Below are 17,077 nucleotides of genomic sequence, written 5' to 3'. Positions count from 1 at the left end.
CACGAAGCCCTCATGCGGCCGAGGCCCGACGCGCTGGAACCGCGCCGGCGCTGATCCCGGGCGCATAGCGCTGGATCATACCGGCGCAAAATTCAGCGAATTCCTCCGGCACCAAAGGCGGGCTGGTGTGGTGGGGTTGCAGGCCACGGTGTTCGGGCGTGAAGCAGAACGTGACCGTAACATTGAAATCCTCAAGCGCCTGCATCTGGCGGTCGAACCAGTCGAGCGCGTTCGGCCTGAAACTGTCGGCCCAGGACAGGCCTGTACGCATATGGGTGACGCCGAGCCGTTTCATCCAGGCAACGGCATCGTCCAGCCGATGGTCTTGGTAGTGGAACCACTGGACCAATCCGATCTGCGGAGCGTAGCGAAGGAATTCCTCGAGTGCCGCCTTCGGCGTGCCGTCTTCGCGCAGCAGGCCCATATAGAAGTGGCGGTAATAGGAAGATCCTTCCGCTTCGCGGTGGCGCGTGGTGGCTTCCCAGGCACGGGGGAGGTCGTAGAGGCTGTACCATTGGATGCGCGGCGCATTGCCGATCAGCAGTTCGGCCGTACGGCGCAAGCCCCATACCTGGACCTCTTCCGCGCCAAAGGTCGAGATACCAACTTCGCTGACCCAGACCGGGAGGTCGATGACCGCGGAAATCTCGCCGAGCTTTTGCGGCCACTCCTGGATTTGCCAAAGGTTCCAGTCCAGCGGGAAACCGTGCACGGCGACAGCGTCGAGGTGATCGAGCACGCCGAATTCCTTCATCCGGGTCATGAACCCCGCATCGATCGGCGAGATACCGCCGAGGACCTTGGTCACTGCCGGATTTTCCCGCTTTATCGCATCCGCGGCCAGGATCGCCATGGTGGCGAAGCGGCTCCAGTCGGGATCAAGCTCGGGATCCCAATGGGACTTGTTGTTGGGCTCGTTCCAGATCATGGCGGCTTCAATCATCTTGTCTCCCTTTCACCGGATAGACGGCACCGCCGCTGGCCGGCTCGCCGGCCACGCGGCAAAAATAAACCTCCGTTTCAGGATGCCGCACGATCTCGAATCCGGCGCTGCGCAGCATGGCCTCGGCGCAGGCGCGGTTCGGAATCCACCAATTTGTCGGATCGTCGGCGTAGCGGTGCTCGATGAAGTGAAGTTTCGGGAATTCCGGCTGGTCAAACAGCTCATGGCTCCAGAAATGGTAGTTCTGTTCGAGCTCGGGCAAATCGGTGCTGCCGCGCTGCATCGACTGGAAGATCAACAGATCGGCCACGACGTGCTCGCGGATCAGATCGAGCGCCAGCAGCGGATGACGCAGATGGTAGAGCACCCCCATGAACAGCACGATGTCGAAGCTTTCGCCCAGACCGCCGACGTCATAGACCGACAATTGCCGGAATTCGATCTCGCAATCCGCGACTTCGGCGGCAAAACGGGCCTGTGCCAGATAGGCCTCGTCGAAGTCGATGCCGAGCACACGGTCGGCGCCACGCCTTTTCATTTCGATCGAATAGAAGCCGGCGTTGCAGCCGATATCGAGCACGGACTTGCCCGTCAGGTCGGCAGGGATCGCGTCCGCGAACTTGCGCCATTTGATCAGCGGATAATTGCCGAGGAAATGGTCGGGCGCGGTCTCGACGCCGGCCAATTCCATATTGTGGAACCACGGCCCGAGCGCATCGATGCGACGACGTATATCGGCATTGGAATGCAGCATTCTAACCTCCTTCGCCTGGAAAGGACGGTACGTGCGAGCGGCCCTGAGCCGTGAACAGATGCGAGCCTGCGTCCGCGGGGACATCGTTGTTTTCGAGCAGGCGCAGCGCCGTGCGGTAGCCGTTGAAGGTCCCGACATCGACGTAGGCGGTGCCTGCCTTGACACCATAAGCCTCACCTCCAGAAGCCAGATAGGCATTGATCAGCGTGCCCAGATATTCGTCGTAACGGTCCCGCTCGCGCCACAGCGCGGCAAGCTGGTGGAAGATACGGCCCGGCATCTTGAACGCGCCCCAGATCCAATTGGTCGCGGCGTCGCGCTGCTTGACCTGAATTTCCCTCACCCGGTCGCCCTCGTCGATAACCACGGCGTCGAAGAGTTCGGGACGATCAACGGGGAACAGCAGGAAGGACAGCCGGTCGTCGGCAAGCCGGCAGAAACCATCCTCGGGAAACCAGATGGTGTCAGGGAGACCGACGAGAACCGTCTCCTGTGGCGAGACCAGCGGCTCCGCGCGGAAGATCGCGTCGCAAAGACCGACCGGGGAGGGCTGGGCCACGAAAATGGCGGTCGCGTTGTCGTAGCCCGCCGCGTAATATTCCAGGATGTCCGATTTGCCCGACCCGATGACGAAGCAGATCCTGTCGACGCCATTGCGCACCATGCGCCGCACGAGATATTCGCTCACCGCGCAAGGACGTTCGGTCTGTCCGTCCAACCTGCTGCCGACCGGCAGCAACTCTTTCGAGAAGCCGAGCGGTTGAATACGGCTGCCGCGTCCGGCGGCCGGCACTATGCCCAGCATCAAACGGCTTCCTTCATCTGTTCGCGCGCCGGCGCATGCAATGCGTCGTTCAGCATCTGGTCCAGATCCGCGGCGCGCCGCGCGGATGTGTGTTCGTCAAGCACACGCTCGCGGGCGCGCATGCGCAGGGTGTCAAGCTCCCGGTCCGACAGGCTCAAGGCGGCGACCACGTCGTCAGTGGTGTCGGCGAGCAGGATCTCGCTGCCGGGTTCAAAGAAACTGTCCAGGCCCGGCCATCTGTCGCTGATGATTGCGGCGCCACAGGCTGCCGCCTCGAACAGCCGGCCCGAGGGGCACCAGCCCTTTTTCGCCATCGCCTCGCGGGTGACATTCAGCGTCAGCCGCGATGAGCAGAAGAAGGCCGGATGATCGGCTGGCGGCAGGTGTCTGACAAAGAAGATGTTGTCGCTCCACGGGAATTCCTGCGGATACTGCGCGCCGCCGATGATGAAGCGGCGATCGGGGAGCCGGGCCGCGGGCTGGACCAGCAGCTTCTCGACGCCGGCCTGACGGTCCGCGGCATAGGTGCCGAGATAGGACAGGTCGCCGGCAAAATCGGCTCTTGCCTGAGCCGGCCGGTGGCGTTTCGGATCGACATGGCCGTAAAGCGGAGCGACGAAACCCGCGCCGAGCACCGTCTTCAGCGCATCGAGCGCCGGCCCGCCCGTATAGCTCAGCACCAGATCGAAATCGCGCAGGCCTTCCGGACCGAAATAGGGCGGCCATTCGCCTTGCTCGATCCTTGTCAACGTGACGGGCGTGTCGAGATCATAGAACACCTTCAGTCCACGGCAGGCTTGCTGCGCAAGCCGCGAGGCTTCGACGGCGTCGGGGCAATAGGAGGTGACGATGACCACATCGGCATGCTGGATCGTGGCCTCGGCGACACGGCGGATATTGTCCCAGTCGGGATACAGGACGAGGTGACCGCCATCGAGATGGTCGAGATCCCGGGTTCCGGCATAGTAGGGCGTATCATGTTCGAAGAAGCTGACAGACCAGCCCAGCCGCGCCAGCGCCCGTATAAGCCCGCGCCATAGCGTGGCATGGCCGTTTCCCCATGAAGAGGTAACGGTGAGGCCGAAAATGACCATCCGCATTTCATAACTCCTGTCAGGCGCTTTCATTGAGGCGAATGAGTTTCGAGCCCCAGTCGCCATGCACGATCGTGGTGATCGACGCCGGCTCGATGTCGAAGCGGAAGCAGTCGCCGAGCTGGAGACCGAGCACCTTGCATACCGCTGCCTTGATGACGTCGGCGTGGCTGACAAGCGCAACGCACTGGCCCTGGGTATTTTGGCGCAGAGCGTCCATCAGGCCGACGATGCGCTGCTGGACATCCAGCATCGTTTCACCGCTCGGCGTGCGCGCCTGTTGGCGTTGATCATTCCACAGACGCCAGCTGGCGTCTGCATTCAGCTCATCGAAAGTCTTGCCCGACCAGACGCCGAAGTCGATTTCGTCCAACTCCTGGCAGATCGCGATGTCGTTGACGCCGCAGGCAAGCGCGATCGGTTTTGCGGTTTCCAGCGTGCGCTCGCGCGGACTGCTGCAGATGGCGGCAAGGGGTTCGCGGGCCATGCGACCGGCGAGATGCTGAGCCTGTGCCTTGCCGGCTTCGCCAAGGCAGATGCCTTCCATTCGGCCCGCCAGATAGCCGCCGACATTGTCGTGCGCCGCATGCCGGATCAGAAAAAACGTCGTTGTCATTCGGCGGCATCGAGCATCGGCTCGTCCTTGCCGGAGATGAAGGCGAGGGTGCGCAGGCGTGCCTCGGCGTCCGTGAACTGCTCCGGCGGCGATTTCATGAAATAGCTGCAAGGCCCGGTCAGGGCGCCTGCGATGCCGCGGTCGAGCGCGAGTTTGGCGCAACGCACCGCATCGATCACCACGCCGGCGGAGTTGGGCGAGTCCCACACTTCGAGCTTGAGTTCAGCATTCAGCGGCACGCCGCCGAAGGTCGTGCCTTCGACACGAATATAGGCCCATTTGCGGTCGGTCAGCCAAGGCACGTGGTCGCTTGGGCCGACATGGATGTTGCCCGCCTCGAGCGGAACGTCGAGTTGGCTGGCAACGGACTGGGTCTTGGAGATCTTCTTCGATTCCAGCCGCTCGCGTTCCAGCATGTTGAGGAAGTCTGTGTTGCCGCCGAAATTGAGCTGGTAGGTGCGGTCGATGCGCACCCCGCGCTCACGGAAAAGATTGGCCAGCAACCGGTGCACGATGGTCGCGCCGACCTGGCTCTTGATATCGTCCCCGACCAGGGGAAGGCCACGCTGCTCGAACCGCCGCCGCCATTCAGGACGCGAAGCAATGAAGACGGGGATGCAGTTGACGAATGCGCAGCCGGCATCCAGCGCGCATTCGGCGTAAAAACGCGTCGCCTCTTCGGAACCGACCGGCAGATACGATACCAGCACCTCGCAACCACTGTCGCGAAGCGCCCCACAGATGTCGGCGACCGGCTCCTTCGACTCCTCGATTTCGTCTCGCAGATATTTGCCGATGCCGTCGAGCGTGGGACCACGCTCGACCCGAACGCCGGTCGGCGCCACATCGGCGAAGCGGAAGGTGTTGTTGGGCGCGCTGTAAATTGCTTCGGCGACGTCGCGCCCCACCTTGGTCGTTGCGACGTCGAACGCGCAGACGACCTCGACGTCATCGACATGATAGCCGCCGAGGTCGGCATGCATCAGTCCGGGTATCGGCTCGTTGCTCTTTGCGTCGCGATAATAGGTCAGCCCTTGCACCAGGGAGGACGCGCAATTGCCGACACCGACGATGCCGATACGAACTTTCTTCGATGCCACGAAACCGACGCCTCTGTTGGTTGGAGGTAAGTTCCTCGCTGCCGAACCGGGAGCGGCCACGAATGTTCCTTCAAATCGTGAAAAATTGCGGCGCCCGGCACGGATCAAACAGGGCTAGTCGGCGTTGGCGGCGGGATAGTCCGGCAGGAACGATGATCGTCTTTGGTGACCACAAGCAGGTGCACAGCGCGTCGCGGCTCAGAGAAGCCGCCTGCGAAGCAGCGGCGGACATCGGCTCGATGCCGGCCGGCATCGAGCGGCATGCTGCCCTGGTGGGCCTGTTCATAAGCGTTTCGGAGCTGGCCCAGGGCCTTGCCGACATCGAGTTCCGGGCCTCTGGGCTCGACAGCAATTCACTGCGTCAACGGCAAGGCGCAAAAATCCTTTTCGGGCTGGCGCAGGAAGTTGCGTGGTCCTGGCAATGCGGCTTTGTCGCTAGCGGAGCGCTGAACGATGATATTCTCGTTATGCTTCGGGACCTGGATTGCCAGGGCGAAGTCGTCACCGGGGCCGCCGAAGGCTATGCCTTTTACGCGCTCTACCCCGAAACCTATCTTGTCGCCGCCCGACGTTCCGGGCTTGCCGCGAACACCTGCGTCATCGGCATTCGCAGCATCGGTCTCGGGCTCGCCGCGATGGTCGCGGCCGCCATCGGCGCCCCACCGCCAGTCAGCGTGCGGCCCATTGGGCATCCTTTCCGCCGCGGCATCGCTGCCGATCCCGAATTGATTGGCGGTTGGCGCCACGATCCGGCCGCCCGATTTGCCATCGTTGATGAGGGGCCTGGCCTTTCCGGCAGTTCGTTCCATGCGGTGATAGCGTGGCTGCTTCACCTTGGCATCGACATCGAGCGCATCCATTTGTTTCCCAGTCATCCTGGCGAGCCGGGTGCCCAGGCGTCGCCCGACATACGTGCGCTCTGGCTCCGCTGCCGCCGCCACGTTGCGGATTTCGAGCACGCTTTCGACCGTTCGACGGCGCCGTCGCTGCAAGACTGGGTCGCCGAGCTTTTGGGCAGGCCAGACATCCGGCTGCGCGAGATCTCCGGCGGAGCCTGGCGCGAGTGTCTCCGAACGCAGCCTGAGTACTGGCCTCCGGTTTTCGGCGGTTTCGAACGCCGCAAGTTCATGGCCTCGGCAGGCGCGAAGCGATGGCTGGTCAAGTTCGCCGGAATTGGCGAAACCGGCCGAAGCAAGCTGCAGTCCGCAAAGTCACTCCAAGAGGCCGGCTTCGGTCCGCCGGTCGTGGGGCTCCGCCACGGTTTTCTGATCGAGCGCTGGGTCGACCCGGAAACTGCTGACGAGGCTCATATATCCAGGGACAGGCTCATCGAGCATCTGGGGCGATACCTCGCCTGGCGCGACGCCAATTTGCAAACCACGCAAGCCGGCGCTTCATTGGCAGAACTCGCAGGCATGGCAGTCTTCAATTGCGCCCGGGCGCTGGGGGAGAGTCATGGGACGCGATTGCGCGATTGGTTCGCCAGCCGGCAGCTGCCACAAACCCAACGCAAGGTCGAGATCGATGGGCGGCTGCATCGCTGGGAATTCCTGACTCGCCCGGACGGAACGCTGCTCAAGACGGATGCTGTCGATCATTGCCGCTCGCATGACCTCGTGGGCTGCCAGGCGATAGAATGGGACGTCGCCGGAGCCTGCGTCGAACATGGCCTGACCAACCTGGAGGTTTCGAAGCTCGTCAGTTGCATGGAAACCGGAACACGGTCTCGAATCGACCTTGACCTGGTTGCTTACATGGAGCCCTGCTACCTGGCTTTTCAGCTCGGCTTGTGGACCATGGCGACCCAATCCTGCGACGAGCGGGACCGCACCCGGCTGGCCGATACCGTCCGGCGTTACCAGGCGGGGCTGCTGCGCTTCGTCGAACTGGCAAGGGCCTGAAGCCGCGAGCTCAATCCAGATTGCGCAGCATGTCGGCTTCTCGTTCCAGAATCGAGGCAACCTCCTCGCGCTGCAGATGCGTCATCATCAAGCTGATGCAACATTCGAGATAGGTGATGGAGGCCCGCCGCAAATAGGCGGCCGTTTCCCTGGCGGCGATCTGATCGATGTCTCTGGCGGATCGTTTCGGTTGCACGGGTCCTTCTCCATCCGGGCTCCCCAGAGCGGTTCAGCGTATGATCGAACCGTGGACCGGCTCTAGCTTATTGTTTCGCGCAATTCCAGACGGAAAACCGCTTCGCACCTTTCCCGGAATTGCTACAGCCCAACCCCGAGAGCCCGTGGATGTTCCCGGCCGCGGCAGAATTGAACACCGCGAACCATGTCATTGCGCCAGCCCGGCAGTCTTCAAACCGGCAGGTTCTGCGCCTTGCCTGCCCTTGAACCGCCAGTGGCGGCAATCGGGGTCAGGGAGGCATCCATCCGATCCGTGTCGAGGTCGGCGAAGTAACCGATCGTCTGCAGCAGGCCCTGTCTGAGAGGCACCTTGGGCGCCCAGCCGAGCAGCGTTTTTGCACGCGTTATATCGGGCCGGCGCCGGCGCGGATCGTCTTGCGGCAAGGGCAGGAACGTCACGGCCGACCGCGTGCCTGTGATCTCGCGTACCAGGCTTGCCAATTGCAGGATGGTGAATTCCCCAGGGTTGCCCAGATTGACCGGCTGGCGCGGATTTGGATCGATGTCCATGAGGCGCAGCAGCCCGTCGACGAGATCTGTGACATAGCAGAACGACCTGGTTTGATGTCCGTCGCCGAATATCGTCAGCGGCCGTTTCTCGATGGCTTGCATGACCAGGTTGGAGACGATGCGGCCGTCGGCCGGATCCATCCTCGGCCCGTAGGTGTTGAAGATGCGCGCAACGCGGATATCGGCTTTGTCGGCACGCAGGTAATCGAAACAAAGGGTCTCGGCCGTCCGTTTGCCTTCATCATAGCAGGCCCGCGGCCCCGTGCAGTTGACATGGCCGACATAGTCCTCCTTTTGCGGGTGCTGTTCGGGATCGCCATAGACTTCGCTGGTTGAAGCCTGCAGGAACCGGGCGCCGTTGTCTGCCGCGAGTTCAAGCAGATTGAATGTGCCGATGACGCATGTGCGTGTCGTGTGAACCGGGTCTGCCTGATAGCGCGGCGGGGACGCCGCGCAAGCCATGTTGAAGATGCGATCGACCGGTTCGCCGAGTTCCAGCGGGGTGCAGATGTCCTGTTCGATCAGCCGGAAGCGCGATCGGCCGACAAGTGGCCTGATATTGTCCATTCGCCCGGTGAGGAAATTGTCGACACAGATCACCCGGTGACCATCCCGGAGCAATGTTTCGCAAAGGTGCGAACCGAGGAAACCCGCGCCGCCGGCGATAAGCACCGTCTGCGTCCGTTGCGCCTTTCTTGATTGCCGCATCTGTATCTTCTCCTGTCTGCCAGTCATGCCGCACTTCCAACGTCCAGGCCGAGGCCTGAACGCATCCGAGCCGGTGGTGCCAGCCGGGATATGAATTCACGGGCCCGGGCGATGCCGGTGTGTCTCGTCAGAACAAGCTTGCGAGCCCGGTCCGCCATGGCGAGCCTTGCACGATCGTTCTGTCCGCTCAGGATCGCGATCACGTCGTCGGGTTTGTCGGCGGTTTGAATGGTCGATTCGGGAAAAAAGCTGTCGAGGCCCGGCCACCGGTCGCTGATAATCGGCGTGCCGCAGGCGGCGGCCTCGAACAGCCGCACGCTCGGCGACCATCCGGCCGCGATCATCGATGCGCGGGTGACATTCAGCGTGCAGCGCTGGCGGCTGTAGAAGGCAGCATGCTCGGCCGGAGGCAAATGTTCTATACGCTCGACATTGCCGGGCCAGGCGATATTAGACGGGTATTGCGAGCCGGCGACCACGAAGCGCCGCCGCGGCAGCCGGCGCGCTGGCTCCAGCAGCAGCGCTTCAAGAGCCGGCTGCCGGTCCGAACTGTAGGTGCCGAGATAGCCGAGATCCCATTGGATGGCATTGTCGGTCCGATGATGCCGCTCCGGATCGACGGAACAGTAGAGCGGCTCGGCTCGTTGCGCGCCGAATTCGGACTGCAACCGGTCGAGCGTCGGCCCGCCGGTAAAGGAGAAATAGACGTCGAAATACGGGATCTGTCGCCTTGCCAGATAATCGCAGTCGTCTTCGGCGATCTGCGCCAGCGTCACCGGCGTGTCGATGTCGTAGAAACACAGTTGCCCGCCGCAGAGCGACGCCACAGTGTCGATCACTGCCTTCCCCTCGGGCACAAAGGATCCGACCACCACAATATGGGCTCGCCGCAGGCGCCGCTCGTGGGCACGACGCAGTTCATCGAGCGTTTCGTAGTAGAGCAAGGTGCAGAAATCGGGCTCCCGCAGATCACGATGGCGCGCGTACCAGGGCACGTCGCGTTCGAGGAACGTGATGCGATGGCCCAGTTCATGAAGGCCTCTCAGCAACCCGCGGAAAGTCGTTGCATGACCGTTCCCCCAGGACGAGGACAGCGAAAGGCCAAGGAAGACGATGTCGAGTTGCTTCGTCATTCCGCCGCCTCCACGGTAGGGCGTCCGACGTGCTCCCTGAAGACGGTATCGACCAGGGCTCCCCTCAGAGTGTAGGTGTGCTCGCCAAGAACACGTCGCAGTGCTGCCTCGCCGATCGCCTTTGCCCGGGCGGGTGTCAGCGTCCGCACGATCTCCGCGACGTCGGTTCCGTCTCTCGCGACCAGTATTTCCTCACCGGGGGTCAGGAACATCTCGACACCGAGCCAGGCATCGGTGACGATGCAGGCACCTGCCCCCGCCGCTTCGAAAATCCGGGTCGCCGGCGAAAAGCCGTTGGCGGCCATGCTGTCGCGGCTGATGTTCAGCACCGCTTTCGGCGTGACGTTGAAGGCATTATGATCCCTGGTCCCGACATGGCCGAGCCAGGAGACGTTGCCAGGCAGAGGTTTGTCTCCCCACCCGGATCCGCCGAGCAGGAAACGCTTGCCGTCCAGCGCTCGGGCCGGTTCGAGGAAAAAGGCGTCGACGCGCGCCTCGCGGTCGGGCAGGCGGTTGCCGAGAAAGGCAAGATCGCAAGCAAAACGCCGGTCGCCGGCGACCGGATGGTGTGTCTCGGGATCGAGCGCGTTGTAGATCGGCACGCATTCGACCGCGCCGAGGGCGCGATATTCCCACACCACGGGGCCACCGCCGCCATAGGTCAGCACGAGGTCGATCCTGCGCAAGGCATCGTGCAGCGGATGGTCGGCGTCGGCGCGCAACTGGCTGATCGTTGCAGGGGCGTCGACGTCCCAGAATACGGTGATCGCGTCGGCGCGGGCATGCTCGAGCACCGCGCTCAGCAATGCGTCATCCTCGAAGCCGACGCCACTTGCCTTGACGACGATGTCGGCCTGCGCCGCGCAAGCCGCAACCTGCATCAGCGCATGCGGCGTCGGCTCGTAGACCACGACGGTGCACCAGTCGGGGGCCTCGATGTCGCGGTTCTTCTGCCGGTCGTAGACGTCGGGTTCGTAGAAGGTGATGTCGTAGCCGCGGCGCGACAGCGCCTTGAGCAGCCCGCGATAGTAAGTCGCCGCCCCATTCCAGTACGACGACAACAGGCTTGATCCGTAAAAGGCGATTTTCATGCGGCGGCCTCCTTTGCGGGCACTCGAGTGGCTACATGACGGTTGCCGCATGCGGCCAGTATGTCGAACAGTTCGTCGGCTCGGTGCCGGCATGTGTGTCGCGCCAGGATGGTTTCGAGCCCGGATGCGGCAAGCGTCAGCGCAAGCTCTCCATCATGCAGCACGTCGCTGAGGTGGCGGCGCATCTCGTCGCCGTCCTGCGCGAAAAGGAAATCCTGTCCGGGACGGAACAGGCCTTCGGCGTCGGACCAGGGCGCCGACACAAGGGGAATGCCGCAGGCCAGCGCCTCGAACATGCGTATCGTGGGGATACCCGGCAGACCCTGCCGATAAGGCCGGCGGGGAATGTGCACGGTGACGCGATGCTGCGCGAATATTTTCGGCACATCGGCATTGGCGACCCAGCCCTCGTAGTGCAGGCCCGCATCGGCGAGCGCGTTGAGCGCGGCAGGCGGGTAGCGCACGCCGTGCACCGTTCCCGACAAGATAAGCTCGCGTGCCGGATCGATCAGGAATTCGCGGATTTCGGCGCTGCGCTCGTCATCCCCCCAATTTCCGACCCAAACCAGATCCGCGATGGGCTTCATGCGCCGGCATGGTTTGAACAAGCGCACATCCGCCGCCTCGTGCCAGGTGAAGGCACGCTTGCCCCAGCCGGCCCGAAGATAGCTCTCTCGCAAGGCTTCGCCAAAGGCGAGCACGCCGTCATAATGCTCCAGCGTGAGGGCCGAGATGGCTTCGGTCGCAGACACAGCCCGGTGGTGCGTATCGTGGAACAGGAGTGTGAAATCGCCTCCATTGGCCCGCGCGCGTCCAACGCGCGCGATGAGGTCCGGCGCCGTCCATTCGTGGACGATCACGACATCGGCGTCGGCGATCCGGGCTTCGTGATCGAACGACGCATCATAGGTCACAGGCATCAGCTCCGGGAAATCGTTCCTGAAGCGCTCCACCGCGAAGGACCCTTTCTCCGCCAGCAGGTTGCAGCGGCTCCAGCCGTCCGCCGGCTCGAGCGCGATCACATAATGTCCCCGAGCGATGAGTTCGCGCATGATGCCGCGCTGGAAATGCGCATTGCCGTGGTTCCAGTCCGAGACGGCGGAATGGGTGTAGAACAGGAAGTGCATGGCTACCGTTCCGTGGCGGCCATCGCCGCCTGCTCGTGGATTTCCCGCATGGCCGTCGCTTGCGAGCGCGGCGAGAATTTGCGCGCCCGCCGGGCCGCGCGCTGGCCGAGTTGTCTCCGCAGGACGTCGTCGTGGACAAGGCGGGCGATGCAGCCGGCAAGGGCATGCTGATCACGCGCGTCGAAGAACAGCGCCGCGCCGTTCCAGATCTCGCGATAGGTGCCGATGTCGGCCAGGACCAGGGGGGTGCCCGCCATCGCCGCCTCCAGGGCCGCAAGCCCGAAAGGTTCATAGCGAGACGTCGACACGAAGATTCCGGCGCGTGCCATCAGCCGCCTGACCTCTTCGTGAGGGATCGGCCCGAGCGACACGCAATGCTGGAGACGCGCGTGCTGTCCTTCAGGCCCGTCGAGCGGACCGGCGGCAAAGAAGGGCCATTCCGCGATCGCGGCCGCGCCATCCAGCACCGCGGGATTCTTTCCCTCGTCCCACCAACGGGCCGCTGCAAAGACGAATGTCTCGCGATGCTCGGCCGCCGGGCCTGGTGCCGCACTGTTGTAGACGACGCTCAGGCGGGGGATCGGGCCATAGCAGATCTCGAGCATATCGGCGTGGCTCCGGCTCGGGGCCACGACCGCATCGGCCCGATCCAGGCCCGCTCTGTTGCGATCCCTTTGCCAGGCCCAATCGTTCGCGACCGCCTCGCCGCGCACCGCGTGCAGCCATGTGACGACACAGGAGTGCGATACGGCGACCACCGGGCAGGGCAGGTCGAGCCCGGCCGCCTGTGCCGGGGCGTTCAGGTGAATGAGATCAATGGCGTAGACTCTCGCAAGCTCCCGCAATTCCTCGGGAAGCTGATCAAGGTCGCATTGATCGTGCGTCATCCAGTCCGGCGGGGTCTTGAGCCATTCCAGGGCGGCGAAGGATCGTGCCTCTTCCGCCTGTTCGGCAGAAGGCGGTGGCCCCAGGCCGGCAAGCACGACGCTGTTGCCCGCGGCAGCGAGCTCGCGTGAAAGATCGAGCGAATATTGCCACACGCCGCCGACGGCATCGGTGGTCATCAGGATACGCCTAGGACGGTCGATCAATGACTGCAGCATGAGGCTTCCAACTCGGCCAGCGGGCGCGGCCGCTTGTCCTGGATGTCGCTGAAGGAGGCGAAAGAGGCGAGGTAATGTTCATGGGCCCGCTCCCAGGCGAGGTCGTCGGGCTCGCCCCACAGCGCGCGATAGCTGGGCGAACTCGGGTAGGGGTAGAGCGGCACCGGTTCGTTGGCCCAGACGCCGTTGTCGATGAGGTGCCCGCGCCAGTGGTCCACCAGCGCGGGATCATCCTCGACCACGCCGATCAGGTTGGCCTGGACGAACGGAACGTGGCGGCGGGCATTGACCAGCAGCGCGGCCAATTCCTCGGTACCCAGCCGGCAGCGCTTTGCCAGCATCTCGCGGCCTTCGACGGTGAGGCTTTCGAGGCCTGCTTCGATCGACACGCAGCCGGCGGCGCCCAGGAGTTCCAGCAGTTCCGGCTTCCACAAGTCGATGCGGGTCTGAACGCCGAACTGGACATCGCGGCCGACCAACGCCTCCAGCAGGGCCTTCTGCGGCAGGAATATCTCGTCGATGAAGTAGATGTAGCGGACGCCTTGTGCGATCAGGCCGTCGATTTCGGCAATGACGGCCTCATGGTTCCTGCGGCGGTAGGCGTCGCGGAAATCGATCTTGGCGCAGAAGCTGCAATTGTAGGGACAGCCTCGCGACGCTTCGACCTCTGCTCCAGCACCGTGCAGTGGGGAGTCGAAACGGTGATGGTGGTGCGTGTGGGCGGCGATCCAATCGGTCGGCCAGCGCAGGGCCGGATGGTCGGTGAAACGGCTGGCATGTACGCCTCCGTTGGTCGCCAACGCGCCGTCCTCAAGCCGGGCAGTGTGGGATACCGTGCCCCAGTCGCCCTCCCGGGCAAGCTCGGCCACCACTTCCTCACACTCGCCCCGAACGACCAGGTCGACGCCGAGCTTGCGCAGGGTCGGCGCCGGCGTGGCCGAGCCGTGCGGTCCGACCGCCACCGTTCGGCCGCCGCGTCCCGCGAGGTGAGCCAGGAACTCCGCTGGCACGCGAAGTTCGGGCGGAGCGCATCGCCAGAACAGGTAGGTGGGCGCCGTCGTCACCACAGACATGTCAGGAGCGAAGGCGGCGACCCGCTCCGCCAGCAGCGCGTTGTCGAGGTTCTGCAACTGCCCGTCGAGCATCAGGACCTCGTGACCATCTGCCTCCAGCAGCGCTTTGGAGTAGCCGAGTTCCAAAGGCAGATGCGGCTGCCGGCAGCCGAAATAGATGCTGTGCGCGTATGTCCAGTGCGGATTGACCAAGGCGACTTTCATGCGACGTACCTCGTGACTTCCGTTTGCGGCGTGAGACGATGCTGACGCAGCCAATCGGCAAGGTCGCGAATGCCATCGCGCCACGACACATGGGCCTTCCAGCCCAGCGCGGCTTCTATCTTGCGGGTGTCGGCGATGAAGAACGGTTGGTCGCCGGTGCGCTCCTGGTCGTAGCGAAGTGTGACCTCGTGGCCGGTCATGCCGGCGATCTCCGCCAGAAGCGTGCGCAGGCTTACGGCGTTTCGTGGCCCGCCGCCCAGGTTGAAGGCCTGGCCCTTGAACTCGCCGATCCTGGCCAGCACGCCGCGATAGGCGGCCACGGCATCGGCAACGTGCAAGATGTCGCGCACCTGCTTGCCATTGCCGTAAATGGTGATCGGCCAGCCGCGGAGCGCACTCAGCAGGAAATGGGCAACCCAGCCCTGGTCCTCGGTGCCGAACTGGCGCGGACCGTAGATGCAGCTCATGCGCAGCACGGCGGTCGGCAGGCCGTAGGACTTGGCGTAGTCGAGCACATACTGGTCCGCGGCACCCTTGGAGCAGCCGTAGGGCGTGCAAAAATCGAGGCCGATCGTCTCGTCGACACCGTTGGCGCCGATCGTCTCGTCGCAAGGCTCGTAGCGGTCGTCCATTTCCCTCACTGCAATCTGCGGCAGGCCGCCATAGACCTTGTTGGTGCTGGCGAAGATGACTGGGGCGCCAGTGCGGCGGGCCGCTTCGAGCACATGGAATGTGCCCCGCAGATTGACGTCGAGGTCCTCTCCAGGCTGCACCAGGCTCGTGGTGACCGCCGTCTGTGCGGCTAGATGGAAGATCGCCTTGGCCGGGGCCAGAGCCGCCTGCATGGCGCCGGCGTCGCGCACGTCCACCGTCTTAACCGTGAGGCGGCTACCATGTTTTCCCGCAAGCCATTCGAGGTTCTGTTCGACGCCCGGCCGGCTTAGATTGTCGACAACCAGCACCGGCTCGCCATCCGACAAAAGGCTGTCGGCAAGGTTCGAACCGATGAAGCCGCTGCCGCCGACTATGGCCACCGGCGTCCTGCGCGGATGCTGCGTCATGACACCAGTCCCCGCTCTTCCAACTCCCGCTTCATGTCGGCGCCGCGATCCACGGCGCCGGTGTTGCGAACCCAGATAACGAATTCGTCGAGCGCGTTTTCCAACCGATGCCCGGGCTCGAAGCCAAGCAGCTCACGTGCCTTGGAAATGTCGGCGAAGCAGTTGCGGATGTCGCCGGAGCGCGCTTTGCCGAGAATCTCGGGCGAGCGCCCTGGTTGTCCCATCGCTTCGGCAAGCAGACGCGCGACCTCGCTGATCGGGTAGGCGTGGCCGCTGCCGATGTTGATCGCGTGCCCGGCCGCCTGGCGCTGTTCCAACGCCAGCCGGAAGGCTCGGGCGACATCGAGCACATGGACAAAGTCGCGCTTCTGGCGGCCGTCCTCGAAAATCATCGGCCGCTTGCCGTTGGCGAGCCGCGAGGCGAAATTGGCGAGCACCCCGGTATAGGGATTGGACAGCGCCTGCCCGGCGCCGAAGACGTTGAACAGGCGCAGCGCCACCGCGTCCATGCCGTAGGCTTGGCCGAAGATAAGCACGGCGCGTTCCTGCGCATATTTGGTCAATGCGTATATCGACGCGAGATCGGCCTGTTTTTCCTCGTCGGTGGGGATCGGTGAAAGCCTTTCGCCTTCGGCCGACAAGGGATCCCACTGGCCGCTCTTGATCTCGTCCGGCCTGCGACGTGCATTGTCGATGCGCCGTCCGTCCGGCGTTTCGTAAAGGCCCTCGCCATAGATGCTCATCGAAGACGCCACGACGATGCGTTCGACCGGCCGCTTGATCAATGCCTCGAGCAGGGTTGCGGTGCCGAGATCATTGGTGCCGACATAGCGCGCGATCTCGTACATGGATTGCCCGACGCCGACCTCCGCCGCCAGGTGGATGACGGCATCTACATCGGAGATAGCGTCGGTCACCGCGTCCGGGTCGCGGACGTCACCCTTTATCAATTCGCTGCCGGCGGGCAGGCTGATCGCCTCGGCGCCATGCACCTGTTCCAGAAGGACATCCAGAACACGCACCGTATAGCCATGTTCGACGAGTTCCTGGGCGACGTGGCGGCCAATGAAGCCGCAGCCTCCCGTAACCAATACACGTTTCACGATAGCTCCCTTGCAGAATAGGCGTTGGCGCCCCGAACTGCCGGGCAAAAGGTTTGTTCCCTGACTTCAACAAAGTTCCTCCCCGTGGAGGGACGAAATGGGCGCCGTGTTCCGTCCCGGAACCTGGAACAATGCCGCTTTTGCGCTGTTAGGCCGCCAATCGACCTGCATAGGAAAGGAACCGGCATGTCCGAGGCCAAGACGACCACCAATCACGATGAGATCCGCAAATGGGTGGAGGAGCGCGACGGCCACCCCGCCGTGGTGCGGACGGGAGGCAAGGGCGGCATCCTGAGGATCGATTTCGGCGAACCCGAGGAGACGCTTGAGCCCGTGGAATGGGAGGAGTTCTTCCGGATCTTCGACGAGAACGATCTCGCCTTCCTGCATCAGGACGAAGCGGGCAGCGGCGGAACCAGCCGTTTCAATAAATTCGTCGAGCGCCGCTCCAAGGGTTGATCCACAGGCAGGCCCGACAGTTCAGAAGCCCGGCAACGCGCGTCAGGAGTGAGAC

17 protein-coding genes are annotated in these 17,077 nt (G+C 63.6%); 2 read left to right on the top strand and 15 right to left on the bottom strand.

The genetic code is table 11. The features are described 5' to 3' along the window. Positions 1-10: 10 nt before the first annotated feature. Genes FJ548_RS26695 through FJ548_RS26670 form a run of 6 tightly spaced genes read right to left on the bottom strand, consistent with a single transcriptional unit; the run spans position 11 to position 5,312 of the window. A complete protein-coding gene (locus FJ548_RS26695; protein ID WP_140779433.1) occupies positions 11-943 on the bottom strand; it encodes a beta-xylosidase in 933 nt (310 codons plus the stop codon). Further along, complete coding sequence (locus FJ548_RS26690; protein ID WP_140779432.1) at positions 936-1,697, bottom strand: TIGR04290 family methyltransferase; 762 nt, start codon at positions 1,695-1,697, stop codon at positions 936-938. The genes FJ548_RS26695 and FJ548_RS26690 overlap by 8 nt, the downstream gene beginning before the upstream one ends. Before the next feature lies 1 nt (position 1,698). After that, positions 1,699-2,502: a nucleotidyltransferase family protein gene (locus tag FJ548_RS26685; protein ID WP_140779431.1), complete on the bottom strand. Its 804-nt coding sequence runs from the start codon at positions 2,500-2,502 to the stop codon at positions 1,699-1,701. Next, positions 2,502-3,602, bottom strand: coding sequence for a glycosyltransferase (locus FJ548_RS26680; protein WP_140779430.1), 1,101 nt, complete (start codon positions 3,600-3,602; stop codon positions 2,502-2,504). The genes FJ548_RS26685 and FJ548_RS26680 overlap by 1 nt, the downstream gene beginning before the upstream one ends. A gap of 13 nt (positions 3,603-3,615) precedes the next feature. Beyond that, a complete protein-coding gene (locus FJ548_RS26675) occupies positions 3,616-4,212 on the bottom strand; it encodes a histidine phosphatase family protein (protein WP_140759649.1) in 597 nt (198 codons plus the stop codon). Then, positions 4,209-5,312, bottom strand: coding sequence for an inositol-3-phosphate synthase (locus FJ548_RS26670; RefSeq protein ID WP_140607135.1), 1,104 nt, complete (start codon positions 5,310-5,312; stop codon positions 4,209-4,211). Before FJ548_RS26670 ends, FJ548_RS26675 begins: the two co-directional genes overlap by 4 nt. Before the next feature lie 152 nt (positions 5,313-5,464). On the opposite strand from FJ548_RS26670, the gene FJ548_RS26665 reads away from it, so the two are divergent. Beyond that, positions 5,465-7,213 carry a hypothetical protein gene (locus FJ548_RS26665; protein ID WP_140779429.1) on the top strand — a complete coding sequence of 583 codons (1,749 nt, stop codon included), beginning with the start codon at positions 5,465-5,467 and terminating at the stop codon, positions 7,211-7,213. 10 nt (positions 7,214-7,223) lie between these two features. Here FJ548_RS26665 and FJ548_RS26660 read toward each other — a convergent pair whose 3' ends face one another. The 9 genes from FJ548_RS26660 to FJ548_RS26620 form a co-directional block, all read right to left on the bottom strand. Next, the gene (locus FJ548_RS26660) at positions 7,224-7,409 is read right to left on the bottom strand and encodes a hypothetical protein (RefSeq protein ID WP_140746266.1); all 186 of its coding nucleotides are present in this window, start codon (positions 7,407-7,409) and stop codon (positions 7,224-7,226) included. A gap of 212 nt (positions 7,410-7,621) precedes the next feature. Continuing rightward, positions 7,622-8,668, bottom strand: coding sequence for a UDP-glucuronic acid decarboxylase family protein (locus tag FJ548_RS26655; RefSeq protein ID WP_140779428.1), 1,047 nt, complete (start codon positions 8,666-8,668; stop codon positions 7,622-7,624). 23 nt (positions 8,669-8,691) lie between these two features. Beyond that, complete coding sequence (locus FJ548_RS26650; RefSeq protein WP_140607132.1) at positions 8,692-9,801, bottom strand: glycosyltransferase; 1,110 nt, start codon at positions 9,799-9,801, stop codon at positions 8,692-8,694. Continuing rightward, positions 9,798-10,892, bottom strand: coding sequence for a glycosyltransferase (locus FJ548_RS26645; RefSeq protein WP_140779427.1), 1,095 nt, complete (start codon positions 10,890-10,892; stop codon positions 9,798-9,800). Before FJ548_RS26645 ends, FJ548_RS26650 begins: the two co-directional genes overlap by 4 nt. Continuing rightward, on the bottom strand, positions 10,889-12,019 hold the full coding sequence (locus tag FJ548_RS26640) for a glycosyltransferase (protein WP_140779426.1): 1,131 nt from the start codon (positions 12,017-12,019) through the stop codon (positions 10,889-10,891). Before FJ548_RS26640 ends, FJ548_RS26645 begins: the two co-directional genes overlap by 4 nt. Before the next feature lie 2 nt (positions 12,020-12,021). Continuing rightward, on the bottom strand, positions 12,022-13,083 hold the full coding sequence (locus FJ548_RS26635) for a glycosyltransferase family 4 protein (RefSeq protein ID WP_246678777.1): 1,062 nt from the start codon (positions 13,081-13,083) through the stop codon (positions 12,022-12,024). A 23-nt stretch (positions 13,084-13,106) separates the two neighbouring features. Continuing rightward, the gene (locus FJ548_RS26630) at positions 13,107-14,399 is read right to left on the bottom strand and encodes a TIGR04295 family B12-binding domain-containing radical SAM protein (protein WP_140779424.1); all 1,293 of its coding nucleotides are present in this window, start codon (positions 14,397-14,399) and stop codon (positions 13,107-13,109) included. Next, positions 14,396-15,460 carry an NAD-dependent epimerase/dehydratase family protein gene (locus FJ548_RS26625; protein ID WP_140779423.1) on the bottom strand — a complete coding sequence of 355 codons (1,065 nt, stop codon included), beginning with the start codon at positions 15,458-15,460 and terminating at the stop codon, positions 14,396-14,398. Before FJ548_RS26625 ends, FJ548_RS26630 begins: the two co-directional genes overlap by 4 nt. Further along, complete coding sequence (locus FJ548_RS26620; RefSeq protein WP_140779422.1) at positions 15,457-16,563, bottom strand: SDR family NAD(P)-dependent oxidoreductase; 1,107 nt, start codon at positions 16,561-16,563, stop codon at positions 15,457-15,459. The genes FJ548_RS26625 and FJ548_RS26620 overlap by 4 nt, the downstream gene beginning before the upstream one ends. Positions 16,564-16,749: 186 nt before the next feature. Here FJ548_RS26620 and FJ548_RS26615 point away from each other — a divergent pair, with 186 nt between their 5' ends. Next, positions 16,750-17,022: a hypothetical protein gene (locus FJ548_RS26615; RefSeq protein ID WP_140779421.1), complete on the top strand. Its 273-nt coding sequence runs from the start codon at positions 16,750-16,752 to the stop codon at positions 17,020-17,022. Positions 17,023-17,077 lie beyond the last annotated feature (55 nt).

The sequence above is a fragment of the Mesorhizobium sp. B2-4-17 genome, assembly GCF_006441275.1.
Taxonomy (GTDB): Bacteria; Pseudomonadota; Alphaproteobacteria; order Rhizobiales; family Rhizobiaceae; genus Mesorhizobium.
Note: the sequence above shows the minus strand (reverse complement) of the source record. Positions and strands in the feature narration are given on the sequence as shown.